General features: G+C 73.9%; 25 protein-coding genes. 21 read left to right on the forward strand and 4 right to left on the reverse strand.

All coding sequences use genetic code 11. The annotated features are described in order from the left end of the window. The first annotated feature begins 20 nt into the window (after positions 1-20). Positions 21-953, forward strand: coding sequence for a helix-turn-helix domain-containing protein (locus HLA93_RS13115; RefSeq protein ID WP_308128107.1), 933 nt, complete (start codon positions 21-23; stop codon positions 951-953). Next, a complete protein-coding gene (locus tag HLA93_RS13120; RefSeq protein WP_222194857.1) occupies positions 950-1,489 on the forward strand; it encodes a dihydrofolate reductase family protein in 540 nt (179 codons plus the stop codon). Before HLA93_RS13115 ends, HLA93_RS13120 begins: the two co-directional genes overlap by 4 nt. 32 nt (positions 1,490-1,521) lie before the next feature. Here HLA93_RS13120 and HLA93_RS13125 read toward each other — a convergent pair whose 3' ends face one another. Continuing rightward, complete coding sequence (locus tag HLA93_RS13125) at positions 1,522-2,394, reverse strand: oxidoreductase (RefSeq protein ID WP_222194858.1); 873 nt, start codon at positions 2,392-2,394, stop codon at positions 1,522-1,524. Between the two features lie 126 nt (positions 2,395-2,520). On the opposite strand from HLA93_RS13125, the gene HLA93_RS13130 reads away from it, so the two are divergent. The 3 genes from HLA93_RS13130 (at position 2,521) to xerD (ending at position 5,187) form a co-directional block, all read left to right on the forward strand. Beyond that, positions 2,521-2,964 carry a winged helix-turn-helix transcriptional regulator gene (locus HLA93_RS13130; RefSeq protein ID WP_222194859.1) on the forward strand — a complete coding sequence of 148 codons (444 nt, stop codon included), beginning with the start codon at positions 2,521-2,523 and terminating at the stop codon, positions 2,962-2,964. Between the two features lie 151 nt (positions 2,965-3,115). Beyond that, entirely contained in the window at positions 3,116-4,231 is a 1,116-nt protein-coding gene (gene ald / locus HLA93_RS13135) for an alanine dehydrogenase (protein ID WP_222194860.1), read from the forward strand. Next, on the forward strand, positions 4,228-5,187 hold the full coding sequence (xerD, locus tag HLA93_RS13140) for a site-specific tyrosine recombinase XerD (RefSeq protein WP_222195201.1): 960 nt from the start codon (positions 4,228-4,230) through the stop codon (positions 5,185-5,187). The genes ald and xerD overlap by 4 nt, the downstream gene beginning before the upstream one ends. A gap of 7 nt (positions 5,188-5,194) precedes the next feature. On the opposite strand, the gene HLA93_RS13145 is transcribed toward xerD, so the two are convergent. After that, complete coding sequence (locus tag HLA93_RS13145) at positions 5,195-5,932, reverse strand: arginase family protein (protein WP_222194861.1); 738 nt, start codon at positions 5,930-5,932, stop codon at positions 5,195-5,197. Positions 5,933-6,094: 162 nt separating this feature from the next. Between HLA93_RS13145 and HLA93_RS13150 the strand changes: the two genes are divergently transcribed. The 6 genes from HLA93_RS13150 (at position 6,095) to HLA93_RS13175 (ending at position 10,766) form a co-directional block, all read left to right on the forward strand. Further along, on the forward strand, positions 6,095-7,015 hold the full coding sequence (locus HLA93_RS13150; protein ID WP_246626635.1) for a ParA family protein: 921 nt from the start codon (positions 6,095-6,097) through the stop codon (positions 7,013-7,015). A gap of 58 nt (positions 7,016-7,073) precedes the next feature. Continuing rightward, positions 7,074-7,595: a hypothetical protein gene (locus HLA93_RS13155; protein ID WP_222194862.1), complete on the forward strand. Its 522-nt coding sequence runs from the start codon at positions 7,074-7,076 to the stop codon at positions 7,593-7,595. Between the two features lie 74 nt (positions 7,596-7,669). Next, positions 7,670-7,996, forward strand: coding sequence for a hypothetical protein (locus tag HLA93_RS13160; protein WP_222194863.1), 327 nt, complete (start codon positions 7,670-7,672; stop codon positions 7,994-7,996). A 43-nt stretch (positions 7,997-8,039) separates the two neighbouring features. Continuing rightward, positions 8,040-8,879, forward strand: coding sequence for a segregation and condensation protein A (locus HLA93_RS13165; RefSeq protein ID WP_308128108.1), 840 nt, complete (start codon positions 8,040-8,042; stop codon positions 8,877-8,879). After that, entirely contained in the window at positions 8,876-9,781 is a 906-nt protein-coding gene (scpB, locus tag HLA93_RS13170; protein ID WP_222194864.1) for an SMC-Scp complex subunit ScpB, read from the forward strand. The genes HLA93_RS13165 and scpB overlap by 4 nt, the downstream gene beginning before the upstream one ends. Before the next feature lie 145 nt (positions 9,782-9,926). Then, positions 9,927-10,766 carry a pseudouridine synthase gene (locus tag HLA93_RS13175; RefSeq protein ID WP_222194865.1) on the forward strand — a complete coding sequence of 280 codons (840 nt, stop codon included), beginning with the start codon at positions 9,927-9,929 and terminating at the stop codon, positions 10,764-10,766. 77 nt (positions 10,767-10,843) lie between these two features. Here the strand turns inward: HLA93_RS13175 and HLA93_RS13180 are convergent, their stop codons facing one another. Next, complete coding sequence (locus HLA93_RS13180; RefSeq protein WP_308128109.1) at positions 10,844-13,228, reverse strand: glycoside hydrolase family 3 N-terminal domain-containing protein; 2,385 nt, start codon at positions 13,226-13,228, stop codon at positions 10,844-10,846. Positions 13,229-13,331: 103 nt separating this feature from the next. Next, the gene (locus HLA93_RS13185) at positions 13,332-14,330 is read right to left on the reverse strand and encodes a LacI family DNA-binding transcriptional regulator (protein WP_222194866.1); all 999 of its coding nucleotides are present in this window, start codon (positions 14,328-14,330) and stop codon (positions 13,332-13,334) included. 298 nt (positions 14,331-14,628) lie between these two features. Between HLA93_RS13185 and HLA93_RS13190 the strand changes: the two genes are divergently transcribed. From HLA93_RS13190 to der, 10 genes are all read left to right on the forward strand, one after another. Then, a complete protein-coding gene (locus HLA93_RS13190; protein WP_246626636.1) occupies positions 14,629-15,939 on the forward strand; it encodes an ABC transporter substrate-binding protein in 1,311 nt (436 codons plus the stop codon). 24 nt (positions 15,940-15,963) lie between these two features. After that, entirely contained in the window at positions 15,964-16,860 is an 897-nt protein-coding gene (locus tag HLA93_RS13195) for a carbohydrate ABC transporter permease (RefSeq protein ID WP_222194867.1), read from the forward strand. 2 nt (positions 16,861-16,862) lie between these two features. After that, on the forward strand, positions 16,863-17,768 hold the full coding sequence (locus HLA93_RS22055) for a carbohydrate ABC transporter permease (protein ID WP_308128110.1): 906 nt from the start codon (positions 16,863-16,865) through the stop codon (positions 17,766-17,768). Between the two features lie 48 nt (positions 17,769-17,816). Then, the gene (xylA, locus tag HLA93_RS13205) at positions 17,817-19,007 is read left to right on the forward strand and encodes a xylose isomerase (protein ID WP_222194868.1); all 1,191 of its coding nucleotides are present in this window, start codon (positions 17,817-17,819) and stop codon (positions 19,005-19,007) included. 18 nt (positions 19,008-19,025) lie between these two features. Next, complete coding sequence (gene xylB / locus HLA93_RS13210) at positions 19,026-20,444, forward strand: xylulokinase (RefSeq protein ID WP_222194869.1); 1,419 nt, start codon at positions 19,026-19,028, stop codon at positions 20,442-20,444. 115 nt (positions 20,445-20,559) lie between these two features. After that, the gene (locus HLA93_RS13215) at positions 20,560-21,633 is read left to right on the forward strand and encodes an ABC transporter ATP-binding protein (protein ID WP_222194870.1); all 1,074 of its coding nucleotides are present in this window, start codon (positions 20,560-20,562) and stop codon (positions 21,631-21,633) included. Beyond that, positions 21,630-22,547, forward strand: coding sequence for an aldose 1-epimerase family protein (locus HLA93_RS13220; protein WP_222194871.1), 918 nt, complete (start codon positions 21,630-21,632; stop codon positions 22,545-22,547). The genes HLA93_RS13215 and HLA93_RS13220 overlap by 4 nt, the downstream gene beginning before the upstream one ends. A 112-nt stretch (positions 22,548-22,659) precedes the next feature. Then, positions 22,660-23,022 carry a chorismate mutase gene (aroH, locus tag HLA93_RS13225; RefSeq protein ID WP_222194872.1) on the forward strand — a complete coding sequence of 121 codons (363 nt, stop codon included), beginning with the start codon at positions 22,660-22,662 and terminating at the stop codon, positions 23,020-23,022. 32 nt (positions 23,023-23,054) lie between these two features. Further along, the gene (cmk, locus tag HLA93_RS13230) at positions 23,055-23,747 is read left to right on the forward strand and encodes a (d)CMP kinase (RefSeq protein ID WP_222194873.1); all 693 of its coding nucleotides are present in this window, start codon (positions 23,055-23,057) and stop codon (positions 23,745-23,747) included. After that, a complete protein-coding gene (gene der, locus HLA93_RS13235) occupies positions 23,744-25,108 on the forward strand; it encodes a ribosome biogenesis GTPase Der (protein WP_222194874.1) in 1,365 nt (454 codons plus the stop codon). Before cmk ends, der begins: the two co-directional genes overlap by 4 nt. Positions 25,109-25,192: the final 84 nt, after the last annotated feature.

The raw sequence follows: 25,192 nt of genomic DNA on the forward strand, positions 1-25,192 counted from the left end.
CCGGACGACAGACTCCCCGTGTGACCGAGCACCAGTCGACCGCCGGGCGAGACCGGCTGCGGGAACTGCTGGACGCCGTCCTGGCCGAGGACAACCGCACGCTCACCGCGATGGCCGGGGACGCGTACGCCTCGCCCTGGCACTTCACCCGCCAGGTGAGCCGGGGCGCCGGGGAGTCACCGGTGGCGCTGCGCCGCCGGGTGGAGCTGGAGCGCGCGGCCTGGCAGCTGCGCCAGGGGGCCGGCGTCACCGACGTCGCCTTCGCCGCCGGCTACGAGTCGGTGGAGGGCTTCAGCCGCGCGTTCACCCGGGCCTTCGGTCGCACCCCGGGCCGGCCGGCCCCGGCACGGTCCCGCACCGACCACTGGCTGCCCGCGCCGAACGGCATCCACTTCCACCCGCCCACCTCGCTGTGGGTCGCCGACCCACCGCAGGGCCGGGGCGGTGACGAGGTGACGGCGCTGCTGGTGCACCACGACCTCGAGGACACCCGCGCGCTGCTGGTCACCGCCGCGGAGCTGCCCGAGGAGGAGTACCGGCGGGTGCGCGACCGCGAGCTGCAGGTGCTGCCCTGGGACGGGCCGGAGGGGACGCTGGCCACGCTGCTGGAGCACCAGGTCTGGACCACCGAGGTGTGGCTGGCCTCGGTGGAGGGCGCCGACCACCCGCACCGTGGCGCCGACGACCCGGCGGCGCTGCTGGCCCGGCACGACGAGGCGGCGCCCCGCTGGCTGGCGTTCGTGCGCGACGTGTCCCGCCGCGGCGCGTGGGGTGACCGGCTGGTCGACGCGCTGTGCGACCCGCCGGAGAGCTTCGTGCTCAGCAGCGTCGTCGCCCACGTGCTGACCTACGGCGCGCACCGGCGGCAGCTGGCCCGGCACTGGCTCCGCACCACCGGCGTCGCCGTCGACGCCGGTGACCCGATCGAGTGGCTGAGCAGGAGGAACCCGTGACCCGCACCGTCTACTACACCGCCACCTCGCTGGACGGCTTCATCGCCACCGCCGAGCACTCGCTGGACTGGCTGCTGAGCCGGGAGAACGACCCCGGCGGGCCGATGGGGTACGACGGCTTCATCACCGGGATCGGTGCCGCGGCCATGGGGGCGACGACCTACCTGTGGGTCCGCGAGCACGACCCCGACTGGCTGCCGGACCGGCCCACCTGGGTGTTCACCCACCGCGACCTCACGCCACCGCCGGGGGCCGACGTCCGGTTCACCGCCGACGACCCGGCCCGGGTGCACGCGGCGATGGTCGAGGCCGCGGCGGGCAAGGACGTCTGGGTGATGGGCGGCGGTGACCTGGCCGGCCAGTTCGCCGACCGCGGGCTGCTGGACGAGGTGGTGGTCGCCATCGCCCCGGTGACCCTGGGCGGTGGCGCGCCGCTGCTGCCCCGCCACGTCGAGCTGGAGGTCCGGGAGACCGCGCGCAACGGCGAGTTCGTCTGCGTGCGCCTCGCCGTCCGGCGGACGCCGGCCGCGGCCTGACGCCGGGTGGGCCCACCGCACGGCGACCGGGGTCAGCGGCCGATCCGGTCGAGCTCGGCGAGGTCGTCGTCGGACAGCTGGAGCCCCGCGCCGGCCACGTTCTCCCGCAGGTGCGCCACCGACGAGGTGCCGGGGATCAGCAGCACGTTCGGCGACCGCTGCAGCAGCCAGGCGAGGGCGACCGACATCGGCGACGAGCCGGTCCGGTCGGCGACCGCGGAGAGCGCCGCGGACTGCAGGGGGCTGAACCCGCCGAGCGGGAAGAACGGCACGTAGGCGATGCCGGCGGCCGCGAGGTCGTCGATCAGCTCGTCATCGGTGCGGTGGGCGAGGTTGTACACGTTCTGCACGGCGACGACGGGCGCGATGGACCGGGCCTCGGCGACCTGCTCGGCCGTCGCGTTGCTCACGCCGAGGTGCCGGACCAGGCCCTGTCGCTGCAGCTCGACCAGCGTCTCGAACGGCTCGGCGAGCGAGCCAGGCTGGGGTCCGGAGGCATCGCCCAGCCTCAGGTACACCAGGTCGAGCACCTCCAGCCCGAGCGTGTCCAGGTCGTCCTGCACCTGACGCCGGACGTCGGCGGGCCGCCTGGCGACGGGCCAGCCACCGGCGGCGTCCCGGGTCGCACCGACCTTGGTCCCGATGTGCAGCTGCCCGGGGTACGGGTGCAGGGCCTCGCGGATCAGCTCGTTGGTGACCTTCGGCCCGTAGGCGCCACTGGTGTCGATGTGGGTGATGCCGAGGTCGACCGCCTCGCGGAGGACGGCGAGCGCGCCGTCGCGGTCGGCCGGCGGGCCCATGACGCCGGGGCCGGCGAGCTGCATGACGCCGAAGCCGAACCGGGTGAGGACCAGGTCGCCCATGGTCCAGCTGCCGCCGGGGAGGGACGTGGAGAGCGTGGTCATGTCCTGCCTTCTCGGGTGAGGTGGTGGTGCCGGGTGACTCCCAGGGAGAGAGTGGTGGCCGGACTCCCCATCAGGAAGCAGGCACCTGGAAGTGCGTAGGTCACCCAGGAGGAAGAGGGGCGCGGGATGGCCACGATGACGGCGGCCCAGCAGCGGGCGCAGAGCAAGGCGGAGTACGACGCGTTCCTCGCGGGGTGTCCGAGCCGCCAGCTGCTCGACCGGATCTCCGACAAGTGGGTCACCCTGGTCCTGGCCGCGCTCGGCACCGGCGGCCCACACTCCGACGGCGGCCCGTGCAGCGGTGAGCCCCGGGCGATGCGGTACTCCGAGCTCTCCCGCCAGCTGGCCGGCGTGAGCCAGAAGATGCTCACCCAGACGCTCCGCTCGCTGGAACGGGACGGCCTGCTCACCCGCACCGTGACGCCGACCGTGCCGGTCACCGTCTCCTACGAGCTCACCGACCTGGGGCTGTCGCTGTACGAGACGATCCGCGGGGTCAAGGCCTGGGCGCAGTTGCACATGGACGAGGTGCTCGCCCGGCGGGCGGAGTACGACGACCGGCTCGCCTGACGCCGGCGACCGGCCGGACGTGGCCGTTGACACACCCCGGACGCCGTCCGTGCCTAGACTCCGCCCGAGGCTGGCCCTGACCGGGCCGCCCAGACGCGGTGGCGCCACCGACACCCCGGTGGGTGCCCGCCGAGACCGGGGGTCGGTGGAGATGCGGGTCGGAGTCGCCCGAGAGGTCAAGAACCGGGAGTACCGGGTCGCGCTCACCCCGTCCGGGGTGACCGAGCTGGTCGCCGCCGGGCACGAGGTGCTCGTCGAGCACGACGCGGGCGTCGGGTCGTCCATCCCGGACGCCGACTTCACCGCCGCCGGGGCGCGGATCGTGCCCACCGCCGACGACGTCTGGGGCGAGGCGGACCTGCTGCTGAAGGTCAAGGAGCCGATCGCCGAGGAGTTCGGCCGCATGCGGGCCGGGCAGACGCTCTTCACCTACCTGCACCTGGCCGCGTCCCGGGAGTGCACCGACGCCCTCCTCGCCTCGGGCACCACCGCGATCGCCTACGAGACGGTGCAGCTGGACAACGGGGCGCTGCCGCTGCTGGCCCCGATGAGCGAGGTCGCCGGCCGGATGGCGCCGCAGGTCGGCGCGCACACCCTGGAGCGGGCCTCCGGCGGCCGCGGGGTGCTGCTCGGTGGGGTCTCCGGCGTGCACGCGGCGAAGGTCGTCGTCCTGGGCGCCGGGGTGTCGGGGATGAACGCGGCCACCATCGCCCTGGGCATGCAGGCCCAGGTCACCGTGCTGGACCGGGACCTGGAGAAGCTGCGTGCCGCCGACCGGCTCTACCGCGGGCACCTGCAGACCGTGGCCTCCAACGCGCTGGAGGTGGAGCGGGCGGTGCTGGACGCCGACCTGGTCATCGGCGCCGTCCTGGTGCCCGGAGCGAAGGCCCCGACGCTGGTGAGCAACGAGCTGGTGTCGCGGATGAAGCCGGGCTCGGTGCTCGTCGACATCGCCGTCGACCAGGGCGGCTGCTTCGAGGCAACCCGGCCCACCACCCACGACGACCCGACGTTCGGCGTGCACGAGTCGGTCTTCTACTGCGTGGCCAACATGCCCGGCGCCGTGCCGCACACCTCGACCTACGCCCTCACCAACGTCACGCTGCCCTACGTGCTGGCGCTGGCCAACTCGGGGACGGCGGCCGCGCTGACCGCCGACCCGGCGCTGGCCCGGGGGGCGAACGTGGCCGGCGGGCAGCTGGTGCACGCCGGCGTCGCCGACGCGCACGCGCTGCCGTCGGTGCCCTGGCAGGAGGTGCTCTCCTGACGGCCGCGACGACCAGTGCCGGGCCCGACGTCGAGCGCACCGTCACCGGCTACCTGGACCACCTGACCGTCGAGCGCGGGCTGGCAGCCAACACCATCGCCTCCTACCGCCGTGACCTGCGCCGGTACGCCGAGTTCCTCGCCGCCGGCGGGGTGCGCGGGCTGGGCGAGGTGGGGGAGTCCGACGTCGCGGCGTTCCTGACCGCGCTCCGGTCCGGCGACGAGGACCACCCACCGCTGTCGGCCACCTCGGCCGCGCGTGCCGTGGTCGCCGTCCGTGGCCTGCACCGGTTCGCCCTGCTCGACGGGCTGGTGACCGACGACGTGGCGGCCGAGGTGCGGCCACCGGCCCCGGCGCGGCGGCTGCCCAAGGCCATCCCGGTCGCCGACATCGAGGCGCTGCTGTCCGCCGCCGGCTCGGTCGAGGGGCCCCGCGGGCTGCGCGACCGCGCGCTGCTGGAGCTGCTCTACGGCACCGGCGCGCGGATCTCCGAGGCGGTCGGGCTGGCCGTCGACGACCTGGACCTCGGCTCGGCGGCCGTACGGCTGGCCGGCAAGGGCGGCAAGGAGCGCGTCGTCCCGGTCGGCAGCTACGCGGTCAAGGCCGTCGAGGACTACCTCGTGCGGGCCCGCCCGGCGCTGGCCGCGGCCTCCCCGCGCGGCGGCCGGAGCGGGGGAGCGCTGTTCCTCAACACCCGCGGCGGGCCGCTGTCCCGGCAGAGCGCCTGGTCGATCCTGCGCTCGGCCGCCGAGCGGGCCGGCATCTCCGCCGAGCTGTCGCCGCACACGCTGCGGCACTCCTTCGCCACCCACCTGCTCGACGGCGGCGCCGACGTCCGGGTCGTGCAGGAGCTGCTCGGCCACGCCTCGGTGACCACGACGCAGGTCTACACGCTGGTCACCGTGGAGCGGCTGCGCGAGGTCTACGCCACCAGCCACCCCCGCGCGCTGCGCTGAGCTCGGCTCAGCCCGCGAGGACGGCGAGCAGGTCGCGCACCAGGTCCCGGTGCGCCGGGGCGGCGGCCGCCCGGTGGTGCCAGGTCGCGGCCAGCCCGACGGCGGCGACCCGGCCGGTGTCCACCAGCGCGCGCACCGCGGCCAGCACCTCGTCGACGGTCACCCCACCGGGAGCCGGGTACAGCAGGTCCGGCAGTCCGGCAGGGTCGACCACGTCGACGTCCAGGTGCACGTAGAGGTCTCCGTCCGGGACGACGCCGGGCAGGTCGGCGACGGTGCTGCGGGTGACGGCCGAGCCGGCGAGGAGCAGCTGCTCCCCGGGGTCGGTGTCCCGCGCGTCGACCAGCACCACGCGCGACTCCGGTACCGGCCGCAGCCCCAGCGCCCGGGGCAGCGTCAGGTCGCCGCGGCCGACCGCCAGGGCCAGCGGCATCCCGCCCAGGTAGCCGGAGGTGGTGGTGGCGTCGGTGTGGAAGTCCGCGTGCGCGTCGAACCAGACGACGCCGACGTCCCTTCCGGCGCGCTGCAGCCCGGCCAGCACCCCCAGGCTGGTGGTGCAGTCGCCGGAGGCGACCACGGCCGGCCCGTCGCCGACCGCCGCCGCCACCTGCTCGTAGAGCACCGCCATCCGCGTCCACGGGCTGCCCGGTGGGAGGTCGGCGGTGACCTGTGCGTCGGCCGGCACCCCGAGCTCGAAGGGGTGCAGCCGCTCGTCGAGGTGGAACGGGACGCTCAGCAGGAACATGTCGACATGGTGACCCGAGGTGGTCACGGTCGCGCCGGGCGCTGCCGAGAGAGGGAGCGGGAGAACGGACCAGCGGCTTCCCCCCGCCGGGCCGGCACGTCCTCCCGCCGTCGTCACCGGCCGGTGACCACGGTCCGGCGACCCAGGGAAGAGGCAGAAGCGATGTCGACACGAGCCGAGGCGGCGGGATCCGCCGTCGGGCTCCCGTACGTCGGGGACCCGGCCGGAGGCGCCGAGATGGGTGCCCCGGCGAGCCGGGTCGACCCTGCCCGTGCGCGGCAACGCCGACTGCCCGACCCGAAGCCGATCAGCTCGCACGGCCCGGCCCAGGTCATCGCCATGTGCAACCAGAAGGGCGGCGTCGGCAAGACGACGTCCACGATCAACCTGGGTGCCGCACTGGTCGAGCAGGGCCGCAAGGTGCTGCTGGTCGACCTCGACCCCCAGGGCGCGCTCTCGGTCGGCCTCGGCGTCCCCTCGCAGGGCCTGGACCGCACCATCTACAACGCGCTGATGGAGCCGGCCACCTCGCTGGCCGACGTCCGTGTCGCCACCGGCATCCCCGGCCTGGACCTGGTGCCCAGCAACATCGACCTGTCCGCCGCCGAGGTGCAGCTGGTCAGCGAGGTCGCCCGCGAGCAGACGCTGCTGCGCGTGCTGGCCCCCATCCGGGCCGACTACGACTACGTGCTGATCGACTGCCAGCCCTCCCTCGGGCTGCTCACGGTCAACGCGCTCACCGCCGCCCAGGGCGTGATCATCCCGCTGGAGTGCGAGTTCTTCTCCCTCCGCGGCGTCGCCCTGCTGGTGGACACGATCGACAAGGTCAAGGAGCGGCTCAACCCGTCCCTGGAGATCTCCGGGATCCTGGCCACCATGTACGACACGCGGACCGTGCACTGCCGCGAGGTGTTCAGCCGGGTCGTCGAGGCCTTCGGCGACACCGTGTTCCAGACCGTCATCACCCGCACGGTGCGCTTCCCGGAGACCACCGTCGCCGGGCAGCCGATCACCCAGTGGGCCCCGTCGTCGACGGGCGCCGCGGCGTACCGCGACCTGGCCAAGGAGGTCCTCGCTCTGTGACCGCGTCCCCGAGGTCACCCCTCACCGCACGCTCGACGACCGTCGCCGAGGTGACCGCGTGACCCGCCGCCCCGTGCTGCCCGGTGCCGCCGAGCTGTTCCGCCGCACCGACACCCCGGCGACCCCGCCGGCGGCGCCGGTCACCGAGCTGCCGACGCTGGCCGCCGCCCAGGCCTCACCCGCGCTGCGCACCAGCCGGGACGCCGACACCGCGCCGACCGCCGGTGGCACCCCCGCCCCGGCCGCGCCGCTGGCGCTGGTGCCCGACGTGGACGGCGGCGCGCCGCGGATCGTCGTCGACGAGCTGGCCGCGCACCGCGCCACCCTGCCGGCCGCCGCCCCCAAGGCGCCCCGGCAGCGCGCGGAGAAGAGCCGCACCCGGCACGAGGAGAAGATCACCGTCTACTGCTCCGCCGAGGAGCTGCTGGCCCTGGAGACCGCCCGGCTGACCCTGCGCGGCCAGCACGGCGTGGCCGCCGACCGGGGCCGGATCGTCCGCGAGGCGATCGCCGTGCTGCTGGCCGACCTCGAGGTGCACGGCGAGGACTCGGTGCTCGTCCGCCGGCTGCGCAAGAACTGAGCCGCGGCCGGCCGCGGGTCGGGGGGCCCGTCGCCGGAGATCAACGGGACAGCCTCCGCGGCTAGGCTCGCGGCGTGCTGCCGTTCGTCGAGGAGCTGGTGCGCCGGCTCCGGATGGACGGGTCCGCGGTCGACGTCCGGTACGGCGGCAACCGTTCGGTGCAGATCCGCCTCGGCGCCCCGCGGGTCGACCACGACGTGACGCTGTGGACCCGGGAGCCCGACCTCGAGGCGGCGGTGACCGCCCTGGGCGAGGACTGCCGGGACGTGCTGTGGCCGGACCACACGGTCGAGTCGGCCGGCTTCAACCTGTTGCTGGTGCACCTGGACGAGGTGATCGCCACCTGCGGCACGACCGCTCCGCTGCGCATCACGGCCGCGGGGCTGCAGTGGCCGGAGTGATCAGCAGGCTGACCAGCGCTGCGTGCCCGTCTAGGGTCGGAGCGTGACGACGGCGCAGGCGGTGGAGGCCCCGCCGTCCGACGGGCGGTTCACCGTCCGGCTGACCAACTTCGAGGGACCGTTCGACCTGCTGCTGCAGCTGATCGGCAAGCACAAGCTCGACGTCACCGAGATCGCGCTCTCGGTGGTCACCGACGAGTTCATCGCCCACCTGCGGGCCCTCGGCGACCAGCTGGACCTCGACCAGGCCAGCGAGTTCCTGGTGGTCGCCTCCACGCTGCTGGACCTCAAGGCCGCCCGGCTGCTGCCCGCGGCCGAGGTGGAGGACGAGGAGGACCTCGCCGTCCTGGAGGCCCGCGACCTGCTGTTCGCCCGGCTGCTGCAGTACCGGGCCTACAAGCAGGCCGCGGAGTTCCTGCGCCGCCGGGAGGCCGAGGCGTCCCGGCGCTTCCCGCGGTCGGTCGGCCTCGAGCAGCGGTTCGCCGACCTGCTGCCCGAGGTGCTGCTCGGGGTCACCCCCGAGCAGTTCGCCGCCATGGCACACCAGGCGCTGGTGCCCAAGCCGCCGCCCACGGTCAGCGTCACCCACCTGCACGCCCCCGCGGTCAGCGTCACCGAGCAGCTGCTGCTGGTCCGCGCCCGGATCGCCACCGCCGGGACGGCGACGTTCCGGGCGCTGAGCGGCGACTGCGCGCACACCCTGGAGGTCGTCGCCCGGTTCCTCGCGCTGCTGGAGCTCTACCGCCAGCAGCTGGTGACCTTCGACCAGGTGTCGCCGCTGGGTGAGCTGCACGTGCGCTGGACCGGCCCCGAGCTGGTGGGCGGCCGGCTGCCCGACGAGGTCGACGACGAGGCAGCCGAGCACCTGGAGGAGTACACGTGAGCGACCGGCCGGACGAGCCGCGTCCCTTCTCCTGGGACGCCGTCGCCGCCGAGGTGGCCGCCGGGCTGGAGGAGGACGACACCCCAGCGGAGGACTGGGGCGCGGTCGCCGCCCGGCTGGCGGCCGACCTCGGCACGTCCGGCCCGGAGCCGGTGGGCACGGCCGACCGGGAGCCGCCGGGCATCGCCGACCCGGCCGCGGCGGAGGAGGCGGCGACCGTCGAGGAGGCCCCGGCGCCCCCGCGGCCCCGGGCCCCCGCCGCGCCGCCGGTGGAGCTGGTCGTCGTCCCCGAGCCCGAGGCCCGCGTGGAGGAGGCCGCCGCGCCGGACCCCGAGCAGGACGACCCGGAGCTGGACCCGCGGGCGCTGCGCGGCGGGCTGGAGGCGCTGCTGTTCGTCGCCGACACCCCGATCGACGAGGCGTCCCTGGCCGCGGCGCTGCGCTGCCCGGTGCCCCGGCTGCGGCGCGAGCTCGCCGCGCTGGCCGCCGACTACGACGCGCGCCGGGCGGGGATCACGCTGCGCCGGGTGGGGGAGGGGTGGCGGCTCTACACCCGGGAGGAGCACGCCGCCGTCGTCGAGCGGCACCTGCTGGAGGGCCAGCGCAGCCGGCTCACCCAGGCGGCGCTGGAGACCCTCGCGGTCATCGCCTACCGGCAGCCGGTCACCCGGGCCCGGGTGTCGGCGATCCGCGGGGTGGGCGTGGACGCCGTCGTCCGGACGCTGGTCTCCCGAGGGCTGGTCCGCGAGGCCGGCTCGGACCCCGACACCGGCGGCGGGCTGTACGTGACCACCCCGCTGTTCCTGGAGCGGCTGGGCCTCACCGGCCTGGACGAGCTGCCCGAGCTCGCGCCGCTGCTCCCCGACACCGGCACGGTGCTCGACGAGCACCCCGACGCCTGACCCCTCGCGGCCATGTTGGCCAACATGGCCGCCCTCCCCGGCCATGTTGGCCAACATGGCCGCGGGACGGCGGGGTGGGCGGTGCCCACCCAGGACGGGCGAGCGCTGGTCGAGGGGAGCGCGCCGGGGTGGGAGACTGGGGGCGATGAACACCGCACCTGACGACGAGTCGACGACCTCCGGCGGCGAGGGCTGGTCCGAGGACATGGAGCTCGCCCCGGTCCACCCCGGCGACACCGAGGACACCGCGGCCGAGGCCGGTGAGGGCGAGCGGCTGCAGAAGGTGCTGGCCCGCGCCGGCGTCGGGTCCCGCCGGGTGTGCGAGGACATGATCGACCAGGGACGCATCTCGGTGGACGGTCAGGTCGTCCGCGTCCAGGGCATGCGGGTCGACCCCGACACGGCGGTGATCGCGGTCGACGGCCGGCGGATCGACATCCGCAACGACAAGGTCAGCTACGCGATGAACAAGCCGTTCGGCGTGATCACCTCGATGAGCGACGACCGCGGCCGGCCCACCGTCGGGGAGATGATGGGCGACCTGGCCGCCGGCCTGGTGCACGTCGGCCGGCTGGACCAGGACACCGAGGGCCTGCTGCTGCTCACCACCGACGGCGAGCTGGCCCACCGGCTGGCCCACCCCTCCTACGAGGTGAAGAAGACCTACCTGGCCCAGGTCAGCGGCTCGGTGCCGCGGGACATGGCCAAGCGGCTGCGCAAGGGGATCGAGCTGGAGGACGGCCCGGTCAAGGTCGACTCCTTCCAGGTCATGGACACCCACGCCGGCCAGTCGGTGGTCGAGGTCGTGCTGCACGAGGGCCGCAAGCACATCGTCCGGCGGCTGCTGGCCGAGGTCGGCCTGCCGGTCAACCGGCTCACCCGCACCGCGGTCGGCCCGATCGAGCTGGCCCGGATGCGCAGCGGCACGATCCGCAAGCTCACCCGCACCGAGGTCGGCGCCTTGCACGAGCTCGTCGGGCTGTGACGCCGAGGACCTCCTGACACGACACACGACAGCGGCCGCCGACCCGATGGGTCGGCGGCCGCTGTCGTGTCCAGGCCCTAGAGCGCGGTGATCTCGACCGGGGTGCTGAGCACCCGGTCGGCGCCGACCACGCGGTCGGGCCCGGTGAGCCGCAGCGGCGCGGTCAGCCGCAGGTCCTCGCTGGAGGCGCCCAGCGCCAGGACGACGTCCCCGGACTCCACGACGCGGCGCAGGTCCCGCCCGGTGAACGAGGTGCGGTCGGCGTGCAGCGTGAACGACACCCGCGCGGCGGCGCCCGCGGCCAGCTCGACCCGGGCGAACCCGACCAGCTGACGCACCGGGCGCACGACGCTGGCCACCGGGTCGGACAGGTACAGCTGGACGACGTCGGCGCCGGCCCGCCCGCCGGTGTTGCGCACCGTGCAGGAGACGGTGACCGCCCCGTCGGTGGCCCAGGCGCCGTCCGGTGCGCCGTCGACCTGCAGGTCTTCCCAGGCGAACGTCGTGTAGGACAGCCCGTGCCCGAACGGGAACAGCGGCGTCGGGTCCGCGGCGCTGATCCCGCTCTTGGCGCCCAGCGCCCCGTGCAGGTACGTCGCCGGGGAGCCACCCGGCGTCCGGGCCACCTGGACCGGCAGCCGGCCGGAGGGGTTGACCCGGCCGCTGAGCACGCCGGCGACAGCGCCGGCGCCCTCCTCGCCCGGGAAGAACGCCTGCACGATCGCGGCCGCCCGGTCGACGAAGGCACCCAGGGCGTAGGGGCGGCCGGTCAGCAGCACGACGACGACCGGCTTGCCGGTGTCCAGCAGCGCGTCGAGCAGCTCGGCCTGGGCCCCGGGCAGCTGCAGGTCGTCGGCGTCGCAGCCCTCGCCGGAGGTGCCCCGGCCGAACAGGCCGGCGACGTCGCCGAGGACGGCCAGGACCACGTCGGCCCCGGCGGCGGTGCGCACCGCCTCGGGGATGCCGCTGCGGTCCACCTCCTGCACGGGGACGCCGCGGGCGGAGCTGACCTGCGCGCCCGGGAACTCGCTGCGGACGGCGTCGAGCAGCGTCGGCAGCTCGATGCCCAGGTCCATGTCGGGGTGGGCGACACCGACGTGGTTGGGGAAGGCGTAACAGCCCATCAGCGAGAGCACCTCGTCGGCGGCGGGGCCGACGACGGCGACCTTCCCGGGCTCCTGCAGCGGCAGCACGCGCGCCCGGTCGGCGAGCAGCACCACCGAGCGCTCGGCGATGGTGCGGGCCAGCGCGCGCATGTGCGGCGGGTCGAAGTCCAGCTCGGCGCCGTTCCGCAGCGCCGCGGGCTCGGGGTCCCAGCCGGCGTCCAGCAGGCCCAGCTCGCCCTTCTGCAGCAGCACCCGCTCCAGCGCACGGTCGACCAGCTCCAGGGGCACCGCGCCGGTGCGCAGCAGCTCCAGCAGCGGCTCGCCGTAGCAGCGGACCGTGGGCAGCTCGACGTCGATGCCGGCGGCCAGCGCCAGCGCCGCTGCCTCGCCCGGGTCCCCGGCCACGCCCTGCGTGGTCTCCAGGAAGGAGACGGCGAAGTAGTCGGCGACCACGGTGCCGTCGAAGCCGAGCTCGCCGCGCAGCAGGTCGGTCATCAGCGCCGGGTCGGCGGCCGGCGGCACGCCGTCGACGGCGGCGTAGCTGTTCATCACCGAGCGGGCCCCGCCCTCGCGCAGCGCCGTCTCGAACGGCGGCAGGACGACGTCGCGGAACTCCCGCTGGCCCATCCGCACCGGGGCGTGGTTGCGCCCGGCGCCGGAGCCGGAGTAGCCGGCGAAGTGTTTGAGGGTGGCGACGATCCCGGCGCTCTCCAGGCCGCGGACGTAGGCGCTGCCCAGGGCGGCGACCAGGTACGGGTCCTCGCCGATGGTCTCCTCGGTACGGCCCCAGCGGTGGTCGAAGCTGACGTCGAGCACGGGGGAGAGCCCCTGGTGCACGCCGACCGAGCGCATCAGCTCGCCGATCCCGCGGGCCATCGTCTCCACCGACTCCGGGTCGAACGCGGCGCCCCACGCCAGCGGGGTGGGGAAGACGGTCGCCTGCCAGGCGGTGAACCCGGTCAGGCACTCCTCGTGGGCGATCGCCGGGATGCCCAGCCGGGAACCGGAGACGATGCCCCGCTGGGTCTGGGCGAGCACCCGGGCGCCGGTCCCCGGCTCGACCGGTCCGGTGCCGAAGACGCGGGTCAGCTGGCCCAGCCCCGGCTTCGTCAGCTCCTCCCACGGCGGCAGCGGCTCGGCGAACTCGTGCTGGTTCGGGGAGACCTCCTCGCCCTCGGAGATGGCGGTCCAGACCCCGTAGAGCTGGGCGACCTTCTCCTCGAGGGTCATCGCCTCCATGAGCAGGCGGACCCGCTCGGGCAGCGGGCGGGAGGGGTCCCGCCAGGCGTCCTGCTGCTGGGCGTCCATGGCCTGCTGCTGGGCTTCGAGGTCGGGCAGGGACTGGGGCTCGGTCACGAGACGGGCTCCTGGTTCGGTTCGGGCGCCGGCGGAGGGCGGCGGCGGAGGGCGGTGGGCCGTCCGCCGGGGAGGTCGGGTGGAGGTCAGCGCCAGGGCGGGGTCAACGTCGTGGTGCGGCCGTGGACGCGCGGGGGACGAGGTGGGTGGCCAGCTCCACCCGCTGGCTGGCGAGCGCACCGCCGTCGATCAGCTCGTGCAGCATCCGGCCGGCCATCCGGCCCATGTCGGCCAGCGGCTGGCACACGGTGGTCAGCGGCGGGGAGGACCAGCGGGCCATCGGCAGGTCGTCGAAGCCGACGACGCTCAGGTCGCAGGGGACCGACAGGCCCGCCTGGCGGGCGGCCTCCATGACCCCGAAGGCCTGCTCGTCGCTGCCGGCGAAGATCGCGGTGGGCGGGTCGGGCAGCTCGAGCAGGGCCTGCGCCTGGTCGTAGCCGCCCTGGTGGCGGAAGGTGCCGTGCCGCAGCAGCTGGGGGTCGACGGTGATGCCGGCCCGCTCCAGCGCGGCGCGGTAGCCGTCGATGCGCGCGCGGCTGCACAGGTAGTCCTGCGGCCCGCCGATCACCGCGATCCGGCGGTGCCCGAGGTCGACGAGGTGCTCGGTGGCGGCCAGCCCACCGGCCCAGTTGGTGGCGCCGACGCTGGGCACGTCCTGCCCAGGCATGTCCACCGGGTCGATGACGACCACCGGCAGCTTGGACCGGCCCAGCCGGCGCTGGTCGGCGGCGGTCAGCCGGGAGGTGACGACCAGCGCGCCCCGGCGGCCGCCGTTGATCAGCGCCTGGACCCAGTCGGTGTCGGCGGTGCGGTCCTGGGAGGAGACGACGACCTCCAGCCCGCTCTCGGTGACCCCGCGCAGGATCTCCACGGCCCAGGGGCTGTCCAGGGCGGTGAAGACGACGTCGACCAGCAGGTCCTCCGGTGCCCGCCGGGTGACCGGCACGTACTTGTGCAGGTCCAGCAGCTGCTGGACGTGGGCGCGGGTGGCCGGGGCGACGTCCTGCTTGCCGTTGACGACCTTCGACACGGTGGGCAGCGAGACACCGGCCGCCGCGGCGATGCTCGCCAGCGTCGGTCGGCCCAGCTCGTTCGGTGGCACTTCCGGCCCTCCCGGTCCTCGATCGGTGCCGGTGCAGCTCCGCGGGGAGCCTGGCCACCTCGACGGGCGCGGTCAGGCCGGCGTCGCTGTCGGCGTGCCCGGAACGTTATCGAAACTTTCGGTCGCTGCATAGTCAGCAGGCCAGCCGCGCGTCGTTCCGGAGCCGGCGCGGGGTGCGCACGTGACACGCCGGGACACGGCGGACCAGCGGCGTTGACACCCGGCGGTGACGTGGCTTACGTTCTCGCAACTGCCCGAAACTTTCGGTTTTCAACGACGAAACAGGAAGGTGCGTGGGATGACATCCCGGCGTCTGACCCGTGTGGCCGTCTCGGCCACGTCCCTCGTCCTCATCGGCTCCATGGCCGCCTGCGGGTCCTCCGGCCCCGCGGGCGGTGGCGGTGGCGGTGGCGGCGACACCGCCCAGGTCTGGGCCCTCCAGGACGCGGCCCTCGCGCCGATCCTCGAGGGCTCCATCGAGCGCTTCAACGAGCAGTCGGAGGCCGGCGACGCCGAGCTCACGACGTTCGGCAACGACCCCTACAAGCAGCGGCTCCGCATCGCGATCGGCACCCCGACCGCGCCGGACCTGTTCTTCAACTGGGGTGGCGGCAACCTCAAGGAGTACGTCGACGCCGGTGAGGTCGAGGACCTGACCGGGATGCTCGACGAGAACCCCGAGCTGCGCGAGGCCTTCCTGCCGAGCGTCCTCGCGGGCGCCGAGCTGGACGGCGCGAACTACGGCCTGCCGATGCGCGGCATGCAGCCGGTCGTCCTGTACTACAACCAGGCGGTCCTCGACGAGGCCGGCGCCACCGTCCCGACCACCTGGGCCGAGATGCTGACCGCCGTCGACCAGCTGAAGGCCGCGGGCAAGACCCCGGTGGCCCTGGCCGGCAACCAGCCGTGGACCGAGCTGATGTGGGCCGAGTACCTGCTCGACCGCGTCGGCGGCCCGCAGGTGTTCCAGAACATCCGGGACGGCGTCGAGGGTGGCTGGCAGCAGCCGGAGGTCCTCGAGGCGATGACGCTGCTGCAGGAGTTCATCGAGCGGGGTGCCTTCGGCAGCGACTTCGCCTCCGTCGGCTATGACGTCGGCGGTGCCTCCACGATCCTGGCGCAGGGTGACGCGGGGTTCCACCTGATGGGCTCGTGGGAGTACACCAACCAGCTGGACCAGAGCCCGGACTTCGTCGCCGCCGGTGACCTCGGCTGGACGGAGTTCCCGGCGGTCGAGGGTGGCGCGGGCGACCCGTCGAACCTGGTCGGCAACGTGTCGAACTTCTACTCGCTGACCGCCGACTCCGGCAACAAGGACGCGGCCCGTGAGTACCTGGAGACGCAGCTCACCAGCGACGAGTACATCACCGACCTGATCGAGGCCGGGGACGTGCCGCCGGTCGAGGGCATCCGCGACCAGCTCGCGGCCACCGACAACGGCGACCACGCGACCTTCGTGTACGACTCGGCCGTGGCCGCCGACAACTTCCAGCTGTCCTGGGACCAGGACCTGACCTCGGACGAGGCCAACGAGATGCTGGAGCAGCTGTCGCGCTTCTTCCTCGGCGAGATCGACGCCCAGGGCTTCGTCGACGCGCTGGCCGGCTGAGAGATCGAACGAGAACGGTAGATCATGAGTTCACGAGGGTCCTCGGTGCAGACGGGTCTGCAGCGGCCGTCTGCCTGGTACGCCACACCGGCACTGCTCTTCTTCGGGCTGTTCGCGCTGGTGCCCATGGTGCTGGTCGTGTACCTCAGCTTCACCGACTGGAGGGGCTTCGGTTTCCCGGGCCTGTCCGGGACGGAGAACTGGACGCGGCTGGTCCAGGACGGCGAGGCACTCGACTCGCTGGGGCTGACCCTCTTGTTCATGGTCTTGTCCTGGCTCGTCCAGACCCCGATCGCGATCATGATCGGGGTCTGGGCGGCCGGCAAGCAGCGGAACCGCGCCGTGCTCAGCACGCTGTTCTTCCTCCCGCTGCTGCTGTCCACCGCCGCCATCGCCCTGCTGTGGCGCTCGGTGCTCGACACCAACTTCGGCGTCACCCAGGCGCTGCCGGTCCTGGACCGCTTCAACTTCCTCGGTGACACCTCGATCGTCGTCTACACCGTCGTCTTCGTGGTGAGCTGGCAGTACATCCCGTTCCACACGCTGCTCTACCAAGCGGCGACCCGCGGGATCCCGGCCAGCCTGTACGAGGCGGCGACCATCGACGGCGCCGGGCGGTTCAAGCAGTTCTTCCAGATCACCCTGCCGCTGCTGCGCTACACGATCGTCACCTCGAGCGTGCTGATGCTGGTGGGCTCGTTCACCACCTTCGACACGATCCTGATCCTCACCGGCGGCGGACCGGGCACGGCGACCCGCGTGGCGCCGCTGTACATGTACATCACCGGCTTCAGCGCCTACGAGCTCGGTTACGCGAGCGCCATCGCGGTGCTGCTGCTCCTGCTCGGTGGCGTGCTGTCCCTGGTCGTGACCAGGGCGACCGGGTTCCGCAACATGCAGAGCGAGCAGGAAGGGGTCTGACCGTGACCCAGACCGCCATCCACCCGGAGACCATCAAGGCGGGCTCGACGTCCTCCCGGCCGCCCCGCCGCCGCGGCAGCGCCGGCGGCCGTCGGGAGAAGCCCAACCACCTGGCCGGCGTGCTCGCCACCGTCTGGCTGCTGATCGTCGCCGTCCCGCTGTACTACCTCGTGGCGGCGAGCTTCCGGACCCGGCAGGACTACCTGTCGACCAACCCGCTGAACCCCCCGGCGGACCCGACCGCCGAGAACTACGGGACGGTCTTCGAGGGCGGCTTCCCCACCTACCTGGTCAACACCGCCGTCGTCACGGTGGCCACGGTCGCGATCGTGGTGGGGCTGTGCGTCCCGGCGGCCTACGCCATCGCCCGGAACACCGGCCGGCTGGTGCAGCGGGGCTTCTCGATCATGCTGATCGGCCTGGCCATCCCGGCCCAGGCGACGATCATCCCGGTGTACCTGCTCATCACCCAGATGCGGCTCTACGACACCCTGCTGGCCATCATCCTGCCGACGGCTGCCTACGCCATGCCGGTGGCCCTGCTGGTGATGACCAACAGCCTGCGGGACATCCCCAAGGAGCTCTACGAGGCCCAGACCCTCGACGGGGCGGGGCCGTTCGCGGTGCTGCGCAGCCTGGTGCTGCCGCTGGCCAAGCCGGCGATCACCACCATCTCGGTGTTCACCGCGCTGAACGCCTGGAACGGCTTCCTCTTCCCCCTGGTCCTCACCCAGTCCAAGGACACCCGCGTGCTCACCCTGGGCCTGTGGGACTTCCAGGGGCAGTTCGGCACCAACGTGCCGGGCCTGCTGGCAGCCGTCACGCTGTCGGTCGTCCCGATCTTCCTGCTGTACCTGTTCGGTCGGCGCTACCTGCTGGGTGGCCTGACGGCCGGCTTCGGCAAGTGACCGCCCGGTCGACCTCCTGATCCACCTGCACTCGAGAGGAACCAACTGATGACCGACCTGAAGCCCACGCGCGAGGACAAGTTCACCTTCGGTCTCTGGACCGTGGGCTGGCCGGCCGCCGACCCGTTCGGCACCGCGACCCGCGAGCCGGTGGACGTGGTCGAGTCGGTGCACCGGCTCGCCGAGATGGGCGCCTACGGCGTCACCTTCCACGACGACGACGTGATCCCGTTCGGCAGTGACACCAGCGCCCGGGACGCGCACATCAAGCGCTTCCGCGCCGCGATCGACGAGACCGGCCTGGTCGTGCCGATGGTGACCACCAACCTGTTCACCCACCCGGTGTTCAAGGAGGGCGGCCTGACCGCCAACGACCGCGAGGTGCGTCGCTACGCGATGCGCAAGGTCATGCGGAACATGGACCTGGCCGCCGAGCTGGGCGCGCAGACCTACGTGCTGTGGGGCGGCCGCGAGGGCGCGGAGGTCGACATGGCCAAGGACCTCATCGCCGCCCTCGACCGCTACGCCGAGGCGATCGACACCCTGGCCGCCTACTCCGAGGCCCGCGGCTACGGCCTGCGCTTCGCGCTGGAGCCGAAGCCCAACGAGCCCCGCGGCGACATCTTCCTGCCCACCATCGGGCACGCGCTGGGCTTCATCGCCAAGCTCGAGCACTCGCACCTGGTCGGCCTCAACCCCGAGACCGGCCACGAGCAGATGGCGAACCTGAACTTCACCCACGGCATCGCCGAGGCGCTGTGGGCGGGCAAGCTCTTCCACATCGACCTCAACGGCCAGCACGGCCCGAAGTTCGACCAGGACCTGGTCTTCGGCCACGGCGACCTGCTGCAGGCCTTCTCCACCGTCGACCTGCTGGAGAACGGCGGCGTCGACGGCGCCCCGGCCTACGACGGCCCGCGGCACTTCGACTACAAGCCGCTGCGCACCGAGGACATGGACGGCGTGTGGCGCTCGGCCGCGGCCAACATGCGCACCTACCTGCTGCTCAAGGAGCGGGCCGCGGCGTTCCGCGCCGACCCGGAGGTGCAGGAGGCGCTCGCCGCCGCCCGCGTGCCCGAGCTGCGCCAGCCCACCCTCGGTGCGGGGGAGTCCTTCGAGGACCTGCTCGCCGACCGGTCCTCCTTCGAGGAGTTCGACGCCGAGGCCGTGGCCAAGCGTGGCGCCGGTGTCGTCCGGGTCGACCAGCTGATGATCGAGCACCTGCTCGGCGCCCGCTGACCTGGGCCGGTTCCTGACATGACACTGGTGGCGGGGGTCGACTCGTCGACCCAGTCCTGCAAGGTCGTGGTGCGCGACGCCGGGAGCGGCGCCCTGGTCCGGGAGGGCCGGGCGTCGCACCCCGACGGCACCGAGGTCGACCCCGCCGCCTGGGCCGCGGCGCTGCGGACGGCGATCGAGCAGGCCGGTGGCCTGGCCGACGTCGCCGCGGTGGCCGTCGGCGGGCAGCAGCACGGGATGGTCTGCCTGGACGACGCGGGTCAGGTCGTCCGTCCCGCCCTGCTGTGGAACGACACCCGGTCGGCTCAGGCGGCCACCGACCTGACCGCCGAGCTGGGCGGTGGGCAGGCCTGGGCCGACGCGGTGGGCCTGGTGCCGGTGGCGTCGTTCACCGTCACCAAGTTGCGCTGGCTGGCCGAGCACGAGCCGGAGAACGCGGCCCGGACGGCGGCGGTCTGCCTGCCGCACGACTGGCTGACCTGGCAGCTGGCCGGGACCCCGTCGCTGGAGGCCCTGGTCACCGACCGGGGCGATGCCAGCGGCACCGGCTACTGGTCGCCGTTCACCGGGGAGTACCGGACCGACCTGCTGGAGCGCGCGTTCGGTCGCACCCCGGTGCTGCCGCGGGTGCTCGGGCCGGCCGAGCGGGCCGGGCAGGTGGCCGCCGGGACGCTGGCCGCCGACGGTGGCGCGGTGCTCGGTCCGGGCACCGGCGACAACGCCGCGGCCGCGCTGGGCATCAACGCCGAGCCCGGTGACGTGGTGCTGTCGATCGGCACCTCCGGCGTGGTCTCCACCGTCTCCACCACGCCCTCGGCCGACCCCAGCGGCACCGTGGCCGGGTTCGCCGACGCCACGGGCAACTACCTGCCGCTGGTCGTGACGCTGAACGCCGCCCGGGTGCTGGACGCCACCGCCCGGCTGCTCGGGGTGGACCACGAGGAGCTCTCCCGGTTGGCGCTGACGGCGCCGGCCGGCTCCGGCGGGCTGGTCATGGTGCCCTACCTGGAGGGGGAGCGGACGCCGGACCGGCCCCGTTCCACCGGGGCGCTGCACGGTCTCACGCTGGCCACGAGCGACCCGGCGCACCTGGCCCGGGCCGCGGTCGAGGGGCTGCTGTGCGGCCTGGCCGACGGCCTGGAGGCGATCTCCGCCCTGGGCAACCCGGTCCGCCGGGTGCTCCTGGTCGGCGGCGGTGCCCGCTCGGAGGCGGTGCGCCGGCTGGCCCCCGCCGTCCTGGGGGTGCCGGTGCTCGTCCCGCCGCCGGGGGAGTACGTCGCCGACGGCGCCGCCCGGCAGGCTGCCTGGGTGCTCGCCGGCGGAAACACCCCGCCGGTCTGGCCGGCCACCAGCACCGAGACCTACGAGGCCGACCCGGTCCCGCACGTGCGGGAGCGGTACGCCGAGGTCCGCGAGCTGACGGCCGACCGCAACTGATCCACTACGGTGCCGTCGTCTCCGCGACCGCACCGCCGCACGCACCCGACCCGCGCCAGCGGGCGGCCATCACCTCCCCGCGGAGCGGCGGAGGAGGAGCACGAGAGGGAACACCATGGCGTCTGTCACCTACGACTCCGCGACCCGCCTGTACGCCGGGGCCCAGCGCCCCGCGGTGGACGCGCTGGACCTCGAGATCGAGGACGGCGAGTTCCTCGTGCTGGTCGGTCCGTCCGGCTGCGGCAAGTCGACCTCGCTGCGGATGCTCGCCGGTCTGGAGGACATCGACGGCGGGCGCATCCTGATCGGCGGCAAGGACGTCACCGACACGGCGGCCAAGGACCGGGACATCGCGATGGTGTTCCAGAACTACGCCCTCTACCCGCACATGACGGTGGCGGACAACATGGGCTTCGCGCTCAAGATGGCCGGCATCGGCAAGGAGGAGCGCCGCTCCCGGGTGGAGGAGGCGGCCAAGCTGCTCGACCTGGAGCCCTACCTGGACCGCAAGCCCAAGGCCCTGTCCGGTGGTCAGCGCCAGCGCGTGGCGATGGGGCGGGCGATCGTCCGCTCTCCGCAGGTGTTCCTGATGGACGAGCCGCTGTCCAACCTGGACGCCAAGCTGCGCGTGCAGACCCGCACCCAGATCGCCTCGCTGCAGCGCCGGCTGGGCGTCACCACGGTCTACGTCACCCACGACCAGACCGAGGCGATGACCATGGGCGACCGCGTCGCGGTGCTCAAGGACGGTCTGCTCATGCAGGTCGGCCGGCCCCGGGACCTGTACGACAACCCGGCCAACGTGTTCGTCGCCGGCTTCATCGGCTCCCCGGCGATGAACCTGTTCGAGCTGCCGCACACCGACGGCGGGGTCGCCTTCGGGAACACCGTCCACCCGGTCGCCCGGGACGTGCTGGGTCGGGCCGCCGGCAGCACGGTGACCGTCGGCATCCGCCCGGAGGACCTCGAGCTCGCCGACTCCGGGCTGACCGTGGAGGTCGACGTCGTCGAGGAGCTCGGCGCCGACGCCTACGTCTACGGCCGCACCACGGTCGGCGACGGCGAGCACGAGATCATCGCCCGCGTCGACGGCCGGACGCCGCCGCGCAAGGGCGAGGTGCTGCACGTGCTGCCGCGCGGCGGGCACGTCCACCTGTTCGACACCGCCAGCGGCGAGCGCCTCGGATGACGGTCCTCCCCACCGGAGAGCAGTACCGCCTCACCTCCGCCGGGGCGGAGGCCGTCGTCGTCCAGGTCGGCGGTGGCCTGCGCGCCTACCGGGACGGCGGTCGCGACCTGGTCGACGGCTTCGGCGAGCGGGAGATGGCCGGCAACGCCCGGGGTCACGTGCTGGCCCCGTGGCCGAACCGGCTGGACGGGGGGCGCTACACCTGGGACGGCGCCGAGCACGTCACCCCGCTGTCGGAGGCCGAGACCGGCAACGCGATCCACGGGCTGGTCCGCTTCGCCGCCTGGCAGCTGGTCGACCGGTCCAGCGACGCGGTCACGCTGGAGCACCTGCTGCACCCGCAGCCGGGCTACCCGTTCACCCTGCTGCTGCGGATCCGCTACGAGCTGTCCGCCTCGGGGCTGCGGGTGGAGACCACCGCGACCAACTGCGGGGACGTCCCGCTGCCCTACGGCGAGGGTCACCACCCCTACCTGGCCGCCGGCGCCGGGCTGCACGTCGACGACTGCACGCTGACCGCGCCGGGGGCCACCCGGCTGGAGACCGACCAGCGTGCCCTGCCCGTCGGCGCGGTCCCGGTCGCCGGCACGCCCTACGACCTGCGCGACGGCCGGGTGATCGGGGACCTGCTGATCGACCACTGCTTCACCGACCTGGCCCGGGACGACGACGGGCTGGCCCGGGTGCACCTCGCCGGCCCGGACGGCCGGGGGGCCACCGTCTGGATGGACGGCGCCTACGAGTACCTGCAGCTGTTCACCGGCGACGTGGTGCCCGAGCCGCGGCGCCGCCGTGGCCTGGCGGTCGAGCCGATGACCTGCCCGCCGAACGCGCTGGCCTCCGGCGAGGGCGTCCGCCGGCTGGAGCCGGGGGAGTCGACCACCGCCGTCTGGGGCATCGCCCCGCTCGGCTGAGCTGCCGCTCCGCCCTGCCGTCCTGCGGTGGGGCGGAGCGGGTGGCGCGGCCTCCGTAGACTCGACCGAGGTGCCTGGCGACCCGGGTGCTGCATCGATCGAGGAGAGTGCCGTGGCCGTCCGAGCCATCCGGGGTGCGACGCAGGTGGCCGCCGACGACCGGGACGAGGTCCTCGAGGCCACCCGCGAGCTGGTCAGCACCGTGCTGGCGCGCAACGAGCTGGACCCCGCCGACCTGATCAGCATCCTGTTCACCGCGACCCCCGACCTGGTGTCTGAGTTCCCGGCGCTGGCGGCGCGGGAGCTGGGCCTGGGTGACGTGCCGCTGATGTGCGCCACCGAGATCGCCGTCCCGCACGCCCTGCCGAGGGTGCTGCGGTTGATGGCGCACGTGGAGACCGACCGCACCCGCGCCGAGGTGCAGCACGTCTACCTGCGGGGCGCGGTCGCCCTCCGCCGGGACATCGCGCAGTGAGTGCGGCGAACGCAGTGAGTGGAGAGAACGTCGTGAGTGCAGAGCAGTTCCGCGGGCAGGTCACCCTGGACGGGCCCTCGGGCACGGGGAAGTCCAGCGTCGCCCGTGACGTCGCCACCCGGCTGGGCGCGGCCTACCTGGACACCGGCGCGATGTACCGGGCGGCCACCGTCGCCGTGCTGGACGCCGGGGTCGACCTGACCGACGCCGAGGCGGTCGCCCGCGCGGTCTCCGCCGCCGTCATCCAGGTCGGGACGACGGCCGACGCCGAGCTCGTGCGGGTCGACGGGGTGGACGTGGCCGAGCGGATCCGCGGCGCCGAGGTCACCCGCACGGTGTCGCCGGTCTCCGCCGTCCCGGCCGTGCGCCGGTTGCTGGTCGACCGGCAGCGGGCGCTGGTCGCCGAGGCGACGGCGGTCGTCGTCGAGGGCCGGGACATCGGCACCGTCGTGCTGCCGGAGGCGACGCTGAAGGTCTACCTGACCGCCGCGCCCGAGGCGCGCGCGCAGCGGCGGGCCGGGCAGCTGGGTGTGACCGACCCCGCGCGGATCGCGGAGATCGCGGCGGACCTGCGCCGCCGCGACGAGTACGACAGCAGCCGGGCCGACAGCCCGCTGCGCCCCGCTGCCGACGCGATCGTCGTCGACAGCACCGGGCTGGACCGCGAGGCCGTCGTCGAGCGCGTGCTCGACCTGGCCCGCACTGCAGTAGGAGAGCCCGCATGAGCACCGACACCGACGTCCCCGGCGGTGACCAGCCCACCGGACCGCTGCCGGTGGTGGCCATCGTGGGACGCCCCAACGTCGGCAAGTCCACCCTGGTGAACCGGTTCCTGGGCCGCCGGGCCGCGGTGGTGCAGGACGTCCCCGGGGTGACCCGGGACCGCATCCCGTACCAGGCGCTGTGGAACGGCAAGAACTTCACCGTCGTCGACACCGGCGGCTGGGAGCCGAAGGCGACCGGCATGGCCGCCTCGATCGCCCGCCAGGCCGAGTACGCGATGAAGACCGCCGACGTGATCGTGCTGGTCGTCGACGCCTCGGTCGGGGTCACCGAGACCGACCTGGCCGCCGCCCGGGTGCTGCGCCGCAGCGACCGCCCGGTGATCCTGGTGGCCAACAAGGTCGACGACGAGCGGGGCGAGTCGAACGCCGCCGAGCTGTGGTCGCTGGGCCTGGGGGAGCCGTACTCGGTCAGCGCGCTGCACGGGCGCGGCAGCGGCGACCTGCTGGACCTGGTGCTCGACGCGCTGCCGGAGGCGCCGCGGGAGACCGAGGAGGTCGGTGGCCCGCGCCGGGTGGCGCTGGTCGGGCGGCCCAACGTGGGCAAGTCCAGCCTGATCAACCGGCTGTCCAAGGAGGAGCGCTCGGTCGTCGACTCGGTCGCGGGCACCACCGTCGACCCGGTCGACTCGTTGGTGACCCTGGGCGGGGAGCAGTGGCGCTTCGTCGACACCGCCGGGCTGCGCCGCAAGGTGAACACCGCCAGCGGCACGGAGTACTACGCCAGCCTGCGCACCGAGGCCGCGATCGAGGCCGCCGAGGTGGCCGTGGTGCTGCTCGCCGCCGACGAGGTGATCAGCGAGCAGGACCAGCGGGTGATCACCCAGGTGATCGAGGCCGGGCGTGCCCTGGTCATCGCCTTCAACAAGTGGGACGCCGTCGACGAGGACCGGCACGCCCAGCTGGAGAAGGAGATCGACCGCGACCTGGCCCGGATCAAGTGGGCCAGCCGGGTGAACATCTCGGCGAGCACCGGTCGCGGGGTGAACAAGCTGGCCGGCCACCTGAAGATGGCGCTGGCCGGCTGGGAGACCCGGGTGCCGACGGCGGAGCTGAACACCTTCATCCGGGCGCTGGTCCAGGAGACCCCGCCGCCGGCCCGCGGCGGTCGCGCCCCGAAGATCAAGTACGTCACCCAGGCCGACATCCGGCCGCCCCGGTTCGTGGTCTTCTCCACCGGCTTCCTGGAGGCCGGCTACCGCCGGTTCCTGGAGCGCAAGCTGCGCGAGCAGTTCGGCTTCCACGGCACCCCGATCGACGTCTCGGTCAAGGTGCGCGACGCCCGGGCGGACAAGAAGAAGTAGCCGCCGGCGACCGGGGTGGGTGCAGGCCCCGGTCGCAGGGGCGGTGCGGCCGGTGGGGTAACCTGCTCCGGCAGCGATCGAGTG

It is taken from the genome of Modestobacter italicus, assembly GCF_019799965.1.
Lineage (GTDB): Bacteria > Actinomycetota > Actinomycetes > Mycobacteriales > Geodermatophilaceae > Modestobacter > Modestobacter italicus_A.